This window comes from Microbulbifer sp. SE14 (assembly GCF_059834885.1).
In genome coordinates this window covers 59,484-73,000 of sequence record NZ_JCBAJA010000009.1, presented here as the reverse complement: position 1 = coordinate 73,000, position 13,517 = coordinate 59,484, and the positions used below count along the sequence as shown (strand labels likewise).

Sequence of the window (13,517 nt, the reverse complement as noted above, 5' to 3'; positions counted from 1 at the left end):
ATCGAAAGAGCAATAATCCAGAACTGCCATGACAAGCGAAACCCTTGCGGCCAGCCGCACCGCCGCAATTGCGCGCCTCGAATCCCACCAGCAGCAACAGAAGTGGTCCCTGCGGGACCTGTTTGCCAGCGATGCAAAGCGGGCCCAGCGCTTCAGCGCCGGGGCCGCCGGCATCTACCTGGACTACAGCAAGAACCACCTGCGCGATGACACACTGCAGTTGCTGCTGGATTACGCCGAACAGACAGACCTGCGCGAACAGATCGAGGCACTCCTCAGCGGTGCCGAACTCAACAACACAGAGCACCGCCCCGCCCTGCATTCAGCGCTTCGCTTCCAGGGCCAGCCACAGACAGAACACGAACAGGCGGTGGCCGACTGCCGCACCCAGATGCAGAAGTTTGCCGAAAAGATACACAGCGGTGGTTGGCGCGGCTTCAGCGGCGAGTCCATCAGGCATATCGTCAATATCGGCATCGGCGGCTCCGACCTGGGCCCGCGCATGGTGGTGGAGGCCCTCCGGCCCTGGCAGCGGGAGAACATAGCCGTGCACTTTGTGGCCAATATCGACGGCGCCGACCTGAGCGACACCATTGCCAGGCTGCCGGCGGAAAACACCCTGTTTGTCGTCGCCTCCAAGTCCTTCTCCACCCTGGAGACCCGCCAGAACGCCCTGTCCGCACGCCGGTGGATGCTCGACGCGGGTTGCGCGGAAGCCGATCTTGCCAAACATTTTGTCGCAGTCAGCAGCAATATTGTCGCCGCACAGGATTTTGGCATAGCGGCGGAGAACATCTTCCCGATGTGGAACTGGGTGGGCGGCCGCTATTCACTCTGGTCCGCGATAGGCCTGCCGATAGCGCTGGCCTGCGGCTACGAAACCTACGAGCAGCTGCTGGCCGGCGCCCACGCGATGGACGAGCATTTTGCCACTGCGCCGCCGGGAGAAAACCTGCCGGTACTGCTGGCCCTGATCCACTTCTGGTACCGCCAATGCTGGGGCACCGGCAGCCAGGTAGTGCTGCCCTATGCGCAGCGACTGGCCAAGTTCCCGGCCTGGCTGCAGCAGCTGGATATGGAGAGCCTGGGCAAGGGCGTCGCCCGCGACGGGCACGCGCTGCAGTATCCGAGCGGCAGCGTCATCTGGGGCACCGAGGGCAGCAACGGCCAGCACTCCTTCCACCAACTGCTGCACCAGGGCACCGACCTGATTCCGGCGGACTTTATCGCGGTAAAGGAACCGACCTCGGACCTGCACGAGCAGCACCAGTGGCTGCTGGCCTGCTGCATCAGCCAGAGCCAGGCGCTGCTGCGCGGCAAGAGCCTGCACGAGGCCCGGCAGGAACTGGAGGAACAGGGCTACACCCACCGCGAGGCCCACGCCCTGGCACCGCACAAGGTGGTGCCGGGCAACCGCCCCAGCAATACCCTGATCATCGACAGGCTGGACCCTTTCCACCTCGGCGCCCTGCTGGCACTCTACGAGCACAAGGTATTTGTGCACGGCTGCCTCCTGGGGATCAATCCCTTCGATCAGTGGGGTGTGGAGTTGGGCAAGCTGCTGGGGGGACAGATTCACGAGGCAATCGGCGGCGAGGCGCCGGAGGACTGGGATGGCTCCACCCGACAGCTGCTGCAACGCCTGTTTCCGTAACAGCGCTGCGAGGCCGGATCACTCCGGCCTCGCCCTTCCCCAGATCAGTCGCAACAGCAACGCAGCTGAAACAGCCGCGGACGCCCAGGCGAGCCATACCGGCAGAGCCTCCCAGGCACCTCGCGGAATAATGAAAGTGTAAAAGCCGGCGCACACGGCGAGCCAGACCAGGTACTCCGCGCGACCTCCGCTAGAGCGATTCCAGCGCCAGCCACCGGCGAAAAAGAGCCGACACCACTGTAGCGCCCTTCTTCCCTCTCCCCCGGACCAACTGTAAAGGAAAAGACAGAGCGGGATCAGCAGCAGCATTCCCCCGCAAAATAAGATCAAGAAGTAGCGGGGCTGCGGCACCGCGGCCGATTCCATTCCGAGCAGCTGCGCTCCCAGGTATTCCACCGGCACGGCGCCATTGGACAGCACGATCACGCCCTGCCCGTGCTCGGGCACAAAGCCGACAAAGCTGCGAAAGCCACCGGTACCGCCGTTGTGCCAGATCAGCTTCTGCCCCTCGATGTCGTCTTCCATCCAGGCCAGGCGAAGGCCAGCACTCTTATCTCCGCCGGCGCAGTAGTCCCAGATTGGGCAGGCCTGTGTCATCTGCTGCTCGAGGAGTTTTTCCAGGCTGCGCGCGGAGGCGACCAGGCTTCCCGCAGGGGCGTAGGCGCCCAGGCTCCACCAGGGAGTGGTCAATCCATTGCGTCTGTGTCCCTGCAGCAGCCGCTCTGGCGGCGCGCCGGCAGAGTCCACCGATATATCCTCCAATCCGAGGGGTTGAAGGACCCTTTCCCGCAACAGCGCTGAAAAGTCGCGGCCCGTCCGCTCCGCCAGCAGCTGTCCCAGCAGCGCCGCCCCCAGATTGGAATAGGCGAACTCGCCGCGACCGCTGAGCCGCGTGGATTGCAGGGCCCGGAATAGGTCCTCCCGGGTCAGGCCGATGTAGGGGTCCGCCTGCCGAAACAGTCCTCGAACAAGGGTGTCCAGGCTAAGCGGCATGCGCGGCAGGCCTGAAGTGTGTTGCGAGAGTTCGCGCAGGGTGATGGACGCAACGTCCTCCGGTAGCTGGCGCTGCAGAATTTCCCCGACGGTGGTGTCCAGCCCCACCTCGCCGCGATCGACCATATCCGCCAGCAGCAGGGAGGTGAACACCTTGGTGATGGAGCCGATTTCAAACAGGCTGTCCGCTGTCGGCGGCTGTTCGCCGGCAACGGCATAGCTGTAGACACGGCTCCGTGATTCGCCACCCTCCACATCCACCACCATTGCGATTATCGCGGTGCCCGCCCCCTGTTCCTCCACATGCTCGTGCAGCAGAGATTGGGGATCGGGCTCCGCCGCCATTGGGGCGAACGGAGCAACCAGGCCCAACAGGGCGGCGAAAAGAAACCTCTTCAGATAGCGCATCGAGTCTCTCCCTTTACTGATGGAAATTCGGAAATCAGGGCCTGGTAGTCGCGGCGAGCACCGTGAGCAAGGGAACAACCCGCTCCGCGGGCACGCCATAGACTCCGCGGCGCAGCGGCTGCAGCCAGCCGCCGTTCTCCAGCGATTTCAGGTGGTGGTACAGCTGCCCGCGGGTGCCCAGTTCCGGCAATTCGGAGAGCGACGCAGTGTCTCCATGGCCCGACAGAACACTATACAGAACCGCCAGGCGCCCGGGTGGCCCAGCGCCTCCAGCAGTTCTCGTCTACCGCGCCCTGGAATCCTATCTTTACCTGCTGCAGCGACGGGCGCTACCGGGTGACATGGACGGAGAAGACTACGGCCGCTTGGCAAGCATGTTCACCGACCGCCTGCAGGCCCCCACCAACCCGGGAAGCAGCGAGGGCCATATAGGAAGATCCAGCGCGGGTTCGCGCTGGAAGATGCGCTGCCATTTCCCGGGTATCGTACGTCCCCGCTGCTTGAACGCCTCCAGGCCGACACCGCGGCCGGCGACACACAGGAAGACAGCAATGCCTTGTGGTGGTGGCTGTTAGCGGCAGCAGCGGCTTTTGCTCTCGTCCGGGAGGCGCAGCAGGGTAGAAGATCGCAGGAATCCGGGCGCCAAGCGGAATAATCCGGGAATCAGGCCGCCTCGGCGATCCTCTCCTCGATCAGCTGCAGCGCCTCCTCTACCAGATTGCGCATCAGGTTGCGCGCCTGCTGCGCCTTGCCCTTGCGGATCGCATCGTAGACACGGGTGTGCTCCTTGACGCTGGCCATGGCCACGCCCTTCAGTTTGTTGGTATGGCGGATACTGGCGCGCAATGCGGTGGCACTGAAGGGGCGCAACTGGATAAAGAAGCGGTTCTTGCTGGCCAGCAGGATACCGGTGTGAAAGGCGATATCGGATTCCAGCGGATCGTCCAGTCCCTCTTCCGCATCCGCCATGCGGGCCAGCGCCTCGCCGATCAGGGCCACCTCGGTGGAGTCCGGGTGAGCCGCCGCCAGGGCGGCCGCCTCCGGCTCTATGGCGACGCGCATCTGGATGAAATCCCGCAGCAGCTCCATGCTCGGACGGCTGGCGAGAATCCAGCCCAGCACGTCGGTATCGAACATATTCCACTGGGTCTCCGGCAGTATGCGGATACCCTGGCGCGGGCGCGACGACAGTAGTCCCTTGGCAGTGAGCATCTTGACCGCCTCGCGGGTGGCACTGCGGGAGACGCTGAACATCTCCGACAGCTCCGCCTCCGACGGGAAGGGCTGATCCGCCCGGTACTTGCCCTGCAGTATTCCCATACCCAGCGCGTGCGTCACCTGCTGGGTCAGGTTGCGATTGGCGTTCATCTCCATACTGCGGCTTCCTCAGTGATGCGGTACTTTAATATTACTAATCATACAGCGGCCGGCAACGGCTGGCGAATATCTCCGCCACCCCAGTCGCATCCCGTGACTCGACGCACGTTATGCGCCGGTTGGGCAGTTTTGACTTGCCACACCCATAATCCATATTTATCATACAAAAAGAGCGAAACGAAATCCGTGCGGGAAACCGCCGCAATCGAGTCAGCACAATGAATGACAACAACAAGCCTCCCAGTCACAGAAAACAGGGCGGCAACAAACAGCGCCGCAGCCAGCTGAGCTACGGCAAACTGGACAAGGACGGCTTTATCCACCGCTCCTGGATGAAGGCCCAGGGTTACCCGGACCACTGTTTCGACGGCCGCCCGATTATCGGCATCTGCAACACCTGGTCGGAGATCACCCCCTGCAACTCGGGCCTGCGCGAGCTGGCGGAGTATGTCAAGCGCGGCGTCTGGGAGGCCGGTGGCGTGCCGCTGGAATTCCCGGTGACCAGCCTGGGCGAGACCCAGATGCGCCCCACCGCCATGCTGTTCCGCAACCTGCTGGCGATGGACGTGGAGGAATCCATCCGCGGCAACCCCATCGACGGGGTTGTACTGCTGGGCGGCTGCGACAAGACCACTCCCGGACAGCTGATGGGCGCGGCCAGCGTCAACCTGCCCACCATCGTCGTCTCGTCCGGCCCCATGCTGAACGGCAAGTTCCGCGGCCGCGATATCGGCTCCGGCACCGACGTGTGGAAATTCTCCGAGGCGGTGCGCGCCGGTGAGATGAGCCAGGAGGACTTTATCGCCGCCGAGAGCGGCATGTCCCGCTCCCGCGGCGTGTGCATGACCATGGGCACCGCCTCCACCGTATCCAACCTGACCGAGGCCATGGGCCTGTGCCTGCCGTACAACGGCTCCATTCCGGCGGTGGACGCCCGCCGCCAGGCGATGGCCCATATGAGCGGACGCGAGATAGTGCGGCTGGTGGAAGAGGACATCCGCATCCGCGACATCGTCAGCAAGGACTCCCTGATCAACGCCATCAAGGTCAACACGGCCCTGGGCGGCTCCACCAACTCGGTGGTACACCTGCTGGCCCTGGCCGGGCGCCTGGAGATAGATCTGCGGCTGGAGGACTTCGACCGCTACAGCCGCGACCTGCCACTGATCGTCGACCTGATGCCCTCCGGCCGCTTCCTGATGGAGGACTACCACTACGCCGGCGGCCTGCCGGCGGTGATGAAAAAAATCTCCGCCCATCTGGATCTCGATGCGGCCACCGTCAGCGGTAAAACCCTGGGTGAGCAGATAGAGTCCGCCGAGTGCTACAACGACGAGGTGATCCGCGACCTGGACAATCCGGTGCGGGACAACTCCGGCATCTGGGTGCTGCACGGCAATCTCTGCCCCCAGGGCGCCATCATCAAACCCAACGCGGCGACGCCGGAGCTGCTCAGGCACATCGGCCGCGCCGTGGTGTTCGAATCCATCGAGGACTACCACGCGCGCAAGGACCTGCCGGGGCTGGATATCGACGAGCACTGCATCATGGTCCTGAAGGGCTGCGGCCCCAAGGGTTACCCGGGTATGCCGGAAGTGGGCAATATGGCGCTGCCGAAAAAACTGCTGGAGAAGGGCGTAAAAGACATGCTGCGCGTCAGTGACGCGCGCATGAGTGGAACCGCCTTCGGCTCGGTGATACTGCACGTGGCACCCGAGTCCCAGGCCGGTGGCCCGCTGGCAGTGGTGCGCGACGGCGACCTGATCGAATTCGACGGCGAGGCGCGCAGCTTGAACCTGAAGATCTCCGACAGTGAACTGCAGGCGCGCCTCGGGCAGTGGCAACAGAATAAACCCGAATCCCCCTACCAGCGCGGCTACGCCAAGCTCTATGTGGACACGGTACTGCAGGCCGACAGGGGCGCCGACCTGGATTTCCTGGTGGGCGGCTCCGGCGACGAAGTATCTAGGGAGTCCCACTGATGGGCACCTCTGAAAATCTACTGCGCGTGCGCCGGCCCGGTCGGAATGCTCATGTACTAAAGTACACTCCGCTTCCTGCGCTCCGGCGGCCACCAACAGCCACCCGCTCGCTACGATTTACAGAGGTGCCCTGATGCACACGACCCCCGAACAAAACGGCGGCCTGCTGGCGGTGGACTGGGGCACCAGCAGTTTCCGCCTCACCGCGCTCGACAGCGACGGCGCGCCGCGGGAGCAGAGGATTTCCGAGCGCGGCATATCTCGTGTCCCACGCTCGGAGCTGCTGCCCTACCTTGAGGCGGAAATCGCCAAGCTACCCGACGACGCGCGCCGGCTGCCGCTGCTTATGTGCGGCATGGTGGGCTCCACCATCGGCCTGCAGAATGTGCCCTACCTGCCCTGCCCCGCGGATCCGCAGCAGATTGCCGCAGCGCTGGAACCGCTGCAGGCGGATGGCCGGCGCGCCTGGATAGTGCCCGGACTCTGCGCCCACACCGGCGCGGGCGAACTGGAGGTGATGCGCGGCGAGGAAACCCAGATCGCCGGCTGGCTGGCGCAGGCGGCGGAGGAAGAGCACCGCTCGAGCTGGCTGTGCCTGCCCGGTACCCACGCCAAGTGGGCAAAAATCGAAGACGGTCGGGTGCAGCAGTTCAGCACTTCGCTGACCGGTGAACTCTACGCGCTGCTCAGCGGACACAGCGTATTGGTACAGGGCAAACAGGAATTCGACCCATTGGCGTTCGATGCCGGTCTCGCCGCCAGCAGCGAAAATGCGTCCCTCAGCTTCAGCCTCTTCTCCACGCGCACCAGGACATTCGACCGGCGGCTGCCCAGCCACCACGCGGCCGCCTACCTGTCCGGACTGTTGATCGGCAGCGAGATAGGCGCGCAACTGGAGACACTGCCGGACAATTCCTACGTGCACCTGATCGGCGACCGCCAGATCAACGCCCTGTATCAGCGCGCGCTGGCCCGGCACGACATCCGCGCTTTCGCTCACGACGGCGCGGAGATGTCGGTGCGTGGCCTGTGGCAACTCTACCTTTGGAGCGGAATCGATGACTGAACAACCCATCGCAACGGCGCAGCCGGCACAGCCGGCACAGCCGGCACAGCCGGCACAGCCGGCACAGCCACCGATGGTAGCCATACTGCGCGGCGTCACCCCGGAGGAAATCATTCCGGTGGCCGAGGCGGTTTACCTGGCCGGGTTCCGCTATATCGAAGTGCCCCTGAACTCACCACAACCGCTGGAAAGCATCGCCCGGCTGGTACAGCACTTCGGCGAGCGCGCCTGCTGCGGCGCAGGCACCGTAACCAATGAACAGCAGGTGGAGAAACTGGCGTCGATAGGTGCGCGCCTGATCGTTTCGCCCAACTGCGACCCGCTGGTGATCCGCCGCAGCCTGAAGTTCGGCATGGTCGCCATGCCGGGTGTACTGACACCGACAGAAGCCTTCGCGGCCATCGCCGCCGGCGCGCAACATCTTAAGCTCTTCCCCGCCGCCAGCCTGGGACCCGACCATGTCAAAAACCTGAAGGCTGTGCTGCCGCGGGATCTGCAACTGCTGGCGGTAGGCGGTATCCACCTGGACAACATGGCGGATTTCCACCGCGCGGGGATCAATGGCTTCGGCATCGGCGGAGATCTGTACAAGCCGGGAAGAGCAGCTGAAGAAGTTGCCGACCTGGCGGAAAAATACATTAAGAAATTTTCCGGACTAAATCCAAATAGCTAGTCGGTTAGCACAAAGCCAGGCCCTGGTGCGCCATCGGCACCTCGCTGATCGCCTCGAATATTTCCGCGGAGCAGATTATCGGCATGTCCGGCTCGGGCTAAGCCATAGGTCTCGCCATCGTCTCCTGCGAATGGATGGCGGCCATCACCCTGATCATTATCGACACGTATTTCCTGCCCGCTTTCCTGGAAAAGAAAATCTATACCATGCCCCAGTTCCTCGAGCACTTTACGCCCCTGTTCCCGGGGGGCTTTTCTATTCCAACAACCCTTCTTGAAGCAGCTGCAGCCAGCGCTCAACCCCTTTCAAAATCATATCCACCGCAAAGGAACCGGTGAACAGCGCGGTGAGCCGGCCGGCAATTTCCACATAGCGCTCCACATAGCGCTCCTGGCGGGTCTGCACCCAGTCGTGCAGGATCTTCAATAAAATCATGGAGACGGCGGCCACCACCATGGCCGACGTTATGGCGAGGGAGGCCCCGGGGGCGCCGACGCGGCTGCCGGCGATCACGCAGGCGCTGATGGTGCCCGGCCCGACGATAAACGGCATGGCGATGGCGCCGGCAACTTCACTGGATTGGGTATTCATACTGCTCACCGGTGGCCCCATACCGAGGATCAGGCGGATGCCGATGATCAGGAAGGTGATGCCGCCGAAGATCATGAACGCCAGGAAACGCACCTGGAAGACGCTGTCGAAAACCCTCTCCCCGAACCAGGCGAACACCAGGAAGACCGCCAGGCTGATCAGGAAGGCGCGCACGATCAGTTGGGTAAAGACCTGCAGCTCCACCCGCTTGACCAGATCCAGCAGGTAGATACTCATGATGAACGGGTTCAGCAACACCAGCAGTAACAGGAAGGACCTGGTGAACTGGTCCCAGTCCAGTTCCATTATTTGTTTTCCACCGCCTGTTTGAGCAGGGGCTGGATCAGGTCCAGCGGCAGGGGGAATACAATGGTGGAATTCTTTTCCCCGGCGATATCGATCAGCGTCTGCATATAGCGCAGGGTGATCGCATTGGGATTTTTGGAGAGCTGGTCCGCGGCCTCGGTGAGTTTTACCGCGGCCTGGGCCTCCCCCTCAGCGTGAATCACCTTGGCGCGCCGGGAGCGCTCCGCCTCTGCCTGCTTGGCTATGGCGCGGATCATGCTCTCGTCCAGATCAATGTGCTTGATCTCGACATTGGTGACCTTCACGCCCCAGGCGTCGGTCTGTTCGTCGAGGATTTTCTGGATATCCACATTGAGCTTGTCGCGCTCCGACAGCATCTCATCCAGTTCGTGCTTGCCCAGTACCGAGCGCAGCGTGGTCTGCGACAGCTGGCTGACCGCTTCGTGGTAATGCTCCACATTGATGATCGCCGATTGCGGATCCACCACCCGGTAGTAGACCACCGCGTTGACCTTGACCGAGACGTTGTCGCGGCTGATCACATCCTGGGTCGGTACATCCATGACCACCACGCGCAGGTCCACCCGCTCCATGGTCTGGATCACCGGGATAATGATAATCAGGCCCGGGCCCTTGACCGCCTGGAAGCGGCCGAGGAAAAAAACCACTGCCCGCTCGTACTCGCGCATGATGCGGATGGCGTACATCAACAATAGCACCACCGCCGCGATCAGTAATCCGATAAAATAGCTGAACATCCCTCTCCTCCTTTTCCTTGTCGTATTCCGCCGTTTATTCGGGCTCGACGCGCAACGAAAGCCCCTTTTGTGCCACCACTTTCACTCGCTGCCCCGGCTGCAGCGGCTGGTCGCATCGGGCGCGCCAGATTTCGCCATTGAGATGCACCAGTACCTCGCCGTCCTCGATATTGCTGACCACAGCGGTGCGCCCCACCAGTGCCTGCTCCACGGGTACGCGCGGCTTGCGCAGGCTCCTGCCCACCGCCATCAGTATGCCCAACATCGCCAGGCCGCTGACACCGGCGATGGCGCCGATCAGGTTGCGCGACACCTGCATACCGGGCACATCCGTATCGATCAGCATCATCGAGCCGATCACCAGTGCGATGACACCGCCGATACCCAGGGCGCCGAAACTGGGCATAAAAACTTCCGCCACTATCAGCAGTGCGCCGACAATAATCAGCGCCAGCCCGGCGTAGTTGATCGGCAGCACCTGCAGTGCATAGAAGGCCAGCAGCAGGCAGATGATGCCGACGATGCCGGGCACAAGCGCCCCGGGGTTGTAGCCTTCGAAAATAAGCCCATAGATACCGATCAGCAACAGAATATAGGCGATCTGCGGATTGGTGATCAGCGCCAGCAGCTCGTTGCGCCAGTCCGGTTCGTAGGACTCCACCGGCAGCTCGGCAATATTGGCGGATATCGTGAGCTCTCCCTCTTCGAGTGCCACCTTGCGCCCCGCGACCTGCTTCAGCAGGTCCTCGTTGTTCTTCGCCACTATATCGATGACATTCTCTTCCAGCGCCTCGGTGGCGGTCAGGGTGGCCGCCTCGCGCACTGCCTTTTCCGCCCAGTCCGCATTTCGCCCGTGGCGCCGGGCCAGGCCGCGGATAAAGGCCACCGAGTCGTTGACCATCTTGCGCTCCATCGCAGTACCAGAGGCGGGCGCCTCTTCCTTTTCCTCAGTTTTTTCACTCTTCTCATCTTTCTCCTCGGAGGGCTGCTCACCGGGGGGCGGCTGCCCAGGTGCGCCGCCCATCTGCACCGGCGTGGCGGCGCCCAGGGTGGTGGCGGGCGTCATGGCCGCGATATGGCTGGCGTAGAGGATATAGGTGCCGGCGCTGGCGGCACGGGCACCGGCCGGGTGCACATAGGTGGCGATGGGAACGGGAGAGGCGAGGATATGCTGGATGATATCGCGGCTGGCCGCGTCCAGGCCGCCGGGGGTATCCATCTGGATGACGATCAGCTGCGCCCCCGCCTCCTGCGCCTCCTCGGTGGCGCGCACCAGGTAGTCGGTGGTGGCGGGGCCTATGGGGCCCTCGATGGAGAGCAGCGCCACATGGGGTGCCGGAGATTGCAACGGGTCCGACGGCTCGGGCTTCTGCGCGGCGGCCGGCAGCACCAGAACCCATAACAGCAAGGCAATCAACGCCCCGACAGCACTACTGCACAAACTTCCCTTAATCCGATTCGGCATGGCATCTGTCCCGGATGCAAGAATGGCACTGCACTCAGATTAACAGAAATAACGTGCGGCCACGCAGCACCGGCAGATTTCAGTGCGGGACAACAGGAAAAACCCGTTGCCCCGCTATCCTGTCGCCGTTACGGCAGGGTCACAGTGGTGGAGAAGTCCGGGTTGTTGTTGGGTACATTGATCGGCGGACCGACCAATTCATCGCCGCCGGAGCTCCACTTGAATTTGCCGTCCTCAACGCCGAAGTAATAGTTGGCGCAGATCTCGTTGTGCCACTGGTTGTAGACGGCGCTGAAGCGAGCGGACCGGATCTCATTCCAACTGCCACCGTCCTTCTGGTAGCGCACATTGTGGAAGTAGGCGGTGCGCGCACTTGTGGCGAGGCAGGAGAAACCCTCCTCCCACCAGTCCTCGACGAAGCCGGCGGCGCCACTCGGGTACTGGCGCGAGCCGTAGCGGATGGTGGCCAGCTTGATGCGCTCGCCGCTGGCGACATCGGTCATATAGCCGGTGTAGTCGGTGCGGTTGGCCACCGGGTAACTGACTTCCACCTCGAAGCGGTAGCTGTTGCCGACCGTCGGTGTCATCTTGTACTCGCACTTGGCGCCGGTGCCCTCGCCACCGAAGCCGGTACAGGTGGAGGCGCCCACATCGATAATCTCCGCATCCACGCCGCCGACATCCCAGACGGAGAAAATCGCCTGGTGGGGCTGGATGCCGGTGTAGCCGCCGGGGAAGTTGATCGCCGAATAGTAGGTGGTGGCCGGGAAGGTCAGCGGTGTGACATCCACGCTGAATTTGTCCCAGGTACCGCTGCTCCAGTTGATATGGATGGAGTTGGAGCGGGTCGCGTGGGGATAGGCGGTGCCGCTGACATTCGCGCTGGACTGGCCGCCGCCCTCGGTGGTGATTGAGGCCACGACCGTCTGCTGGGAAGCGCTGCCGGCGGTCCACCAGGCAGTGATCTCGCCATCGTCGTCGGTGGCCGGGCTGTCCGGGAACACCCAGCCGCCGGCTGGCGCGCCGCCGCTTACCTGCCAGGCCACCTCACAGCCGGAGACCGGAATGCCGGCACCGTCGGTGACGCGAATGGCGATCTGCTGGGGATTGTGGCTCTGGTTGTTTTGCGTCTCGTCCGTGGGATCGTAGAGGGTGCTGGAAAAGACAGAGCCCATGCGCGCCACACCGGCGTCCGGGGTCAGCGCCTCGATCACCGAGCCCGCCGGACACTCCCCGGTGTCCCCGCCCCACTCTTCAAAGCCCAGCCACTGCTGATTGCTGCCGCCGTGGAAGCCGTAGACGATCAGGTCGGTGTTGGCGACGTCGATATCCAGCGCCCAGTCGCCGCTGCGCAGGGCGCCATCCAGGTGCTGCCACTGCTGGTTGGCGGAGGTGTCGCAGGCGGCCATCTGCGGGTTGCCGAAGTAATCCAGCTGGCTCGCGTGCAGGCAGTAGGCGTCGTCCTCCACCAGCGCGATGCGGCCCTGGCTGTCGAACCGCCACAGCTGCCGCGGACTGGTCCCGTCACAGGCCTGCAAGCTGACTTCGGCGCCGCCGGCGTAGTCACCGGCATCCAGGCACAGATTCGAGTCGTAGACGGAGCGCAGCAGGCCGGTGCCGGCCGGAGGCGGCGGGTTTGTCGCGACGACGGATATGGAAACAGAGCCGGAGGTGGCTGAAGCGCCTGCGTCGTCCACCGCGACGGCGCTGAGGTCGTGGCTGCCCGCCTGCGCCGCCCAGCTTGTCTCGTAGGGCGGCGCGATGACGGACTCCAGCAGTTCGCCGTCCAGCAGGAAATCCACCCGCGCTATGGCGCCGTCTGCATCGCTGGCACTGGCGGAGATGATAACGCTGTCATTTTCAGTGAAAGAAGCTCCAGCCAGTGGCGAATCCAGGCTCACCTGCGGGGGCTGGCTGGCGGCGGTGTCGCAACTGCCCAGCAGGGACCACTCCTGGTAGGCGCCGGAGTACTGGTCCGGGGCATTGCCCTGCGTCCACCAGTTTGCCTCGTACGCTGAGTCCAGGTGCTCTACCCGGTCGCCGCCCCAATAGACGTCCCCCGCATTCCAGACGGGCAGTTCCGAGCAGTCGAAGGCGTGGACCTGGGCGACAAGTAGTGGGAGAAGCGAAATACCGCTGAGTGTTATTTTTTGCATTGGGTTTCTCCAGGGAAGGCGGCGTGTGCTGTGACCGCCGCGGATTGATTTCGCCGGGAGAATATAGAATCGCGTCTGAACGCCAGGT

General features: G+C 63.3%; 12 protein-coding genes. 4 read left to right on the top strand and 8 right to left on the bottom strand.

The genetic code is table 11. From position 1 onward, the window contains the following. Nucleotides 1-28: 28 nt before the first annotated feature. Nucleotides 29-1,654 (top strand): glucose-6-phosphate isomerase, encoded by a 1,626-nt coding sequence (pgi, locus tag AC6R19_RS08645; protein ID WP_500579397.1) that lies wholly within the window; start codon nucleotides 29-31, stop codon nucleotides 1,652-1,654. 18 nt (nucleotides 1,655-1,672) lie between these two features. Here pgi and AC6R19_RS08640 read toward each other — a convergent pair whose 3' ends face one another. The 3 genes from AC6R19_RS08640 to AC6R19_RS08630 form a co-directional block, all read right to left on the bottom strand. Beyond that, the gene (locus tag AC6R19_RS08640) at nucleotides 1,673-3,055 is read right to left on the bottom strand and encodes a serine hydrolase domain-containing protein (RefSeq protein WP_500579396.1); all 1,383 of its coding nucleotides are present in this window, start codon (nucleotides 3,053-3,055) and stop codon (nucleotides 1,673-1,675) included. A gap of 34 nt (nucleotides 3,056-3,089) precedes the next feature. Next, the gene (locus AC6R19_RS08635; protein WP_500579395.1) at nucleotides 3,090-3,245 is read right to left on the bottom strand and encodes a hypothetical protein; all 156 of its coding nucleotides are present in this window, start codon (nucleotides 3,243-3,245) and stop codon (nucleotides 3,090-3,092) included. A 473-nt stretch (nucleotides 3,246-3,718) separates the two neighbouring features. Then, the gene (locus tag AC6R19_RS08630; RefSeq protein WP_500579394.1) at nucleotides 3,719-4,429 is read right to left on the bottom strand and encodes a FadR/GntR family transcriptional regulator; all 711 of its coding nucleotides are present in this window, start codon (nucleotides 4,427-4,429) and stop codon (nucleotides 3,719-3,721) included. Between the two features lie 221 nt (nucleotides 4,430-4,650). On the opposite strand from AC6R19_RS08630, the gene AC6R19_RS08625 reads away from it, so the two are divergent. The 3 genes from AC6R19_RS08625 (at nucleotide 4,651) to AC6R19_RS08615 (ending at nucleotide 8,153) form a co-directional block, all read left to right on the top strand. After that, a complete protein-coding gene (locus AC6R19_RS08625; RefSeq protein ID WP_500579393.1) occupies nucleotides 4,651-6,414 on the top strand; it encodes an IlvD/Edd family dehydratase in 1,764 nt (587 codons plus the stop codon). A gap of 133 nt (nucleotides 6,415-6,547) precedes the next feature. After that, nucleotides 6,548-7,480 (top strand): 2-dehydro-3-deoxygalactonokinase, encoded by a 933-nt coding sequence (locus tag AC6R19_RS08620; RefSeq protein WP_500579392.1) that lies wholly within the window; start codon nucleotides 6,548-6,550, stop codon nucleotides 7,478-7,480. Next, nucleotides 7,473-8,153, top strand: coding sequence for a 2-dehydro-3-deoxy-6-phosphogalactonate aldolase (locus AC6R19_RS08615; protein ID WP_500579391.1), 681 nt, complete (start codon nucleotides 7,473-7,475; stop codon nucleotides 8,151-8,153). Before AC6R19_RS08620 ends, AC6R19_RS08615 begins: the two co-directional genes overlap by 8 nt. Here AC6R19_RS08615 and AC6R19_RS08610 read toward each other — a convergent pair. From AC6R19_RS08610 to AC6R19_RS08590, 5 genes are all read right to left on the bottom strand, one after another. Then, a complete protein-coding gene (locus AC6R19_RS08610) occupies nucleotides 8,150-8,380 on the bottom strand; it encodes a hypothetical protein (RefSeq protein ID WP_500579390.1) in 231 nt (76 codons plus the stop codon). The genes AC6R19_RS08615 and AC6R19_RS08610 overlap by 4 nt on opposite strands. A 28-nt stretch (nucleotides 8,381-8,408) precedes the next feature. Beyond that, a complete protein-coding gene (locus AC6R19_RS08605; protein WP_500579389.1) occupies nucleotides 8,409-9,050 on the bottom strand; it encodes a MarC family protein in 642 nt (213 codons plus the stop codon). Further along, nucleotides 9,050-9,808 (bottom strand): slipin family protein, encoded by a 759-nt coding sequence (locus tag AC6R19_RS08600; protein ID WP_500579388.1) that lies wholly within the window; start codon nucleotides 9,806-9,808, stop codon nucleotides 9,050-9,052. The genes AC6R19_RS08605 and AC6R19_RS08600 overlap by 1 nt, the downstream gene beginning before the upstream one ends. Before the next feature lie 34 nt (nucleotides 9,809-9,842). Further along, a complete protein-coding gene (locus AC6R19_RS08595) occupies nucleotides 9,843-11,216 on the bottom strand; it encodes an NfeD family protein (protein WP_500579387.1) in 1,374 nt (457 codons plus the stop codon). 185 nt (nucleotides 11,217-11,401) lie between these two features. Beyond that, on the bottom strand, nucleotides 11,402-13,429 hold the full coding sequence (locus tag AC6R19_RS08590) for a DUF3472 domain-containing protein (protein WP_500579386.1): 2,028 nt from the start codon (nucleotides 13,427-13,429) through the stop codon (nucleotides 11,402-11,404). Between the last annotated feature and the right edge of the window lie 88 nt (nucleotides 13,430-13,517).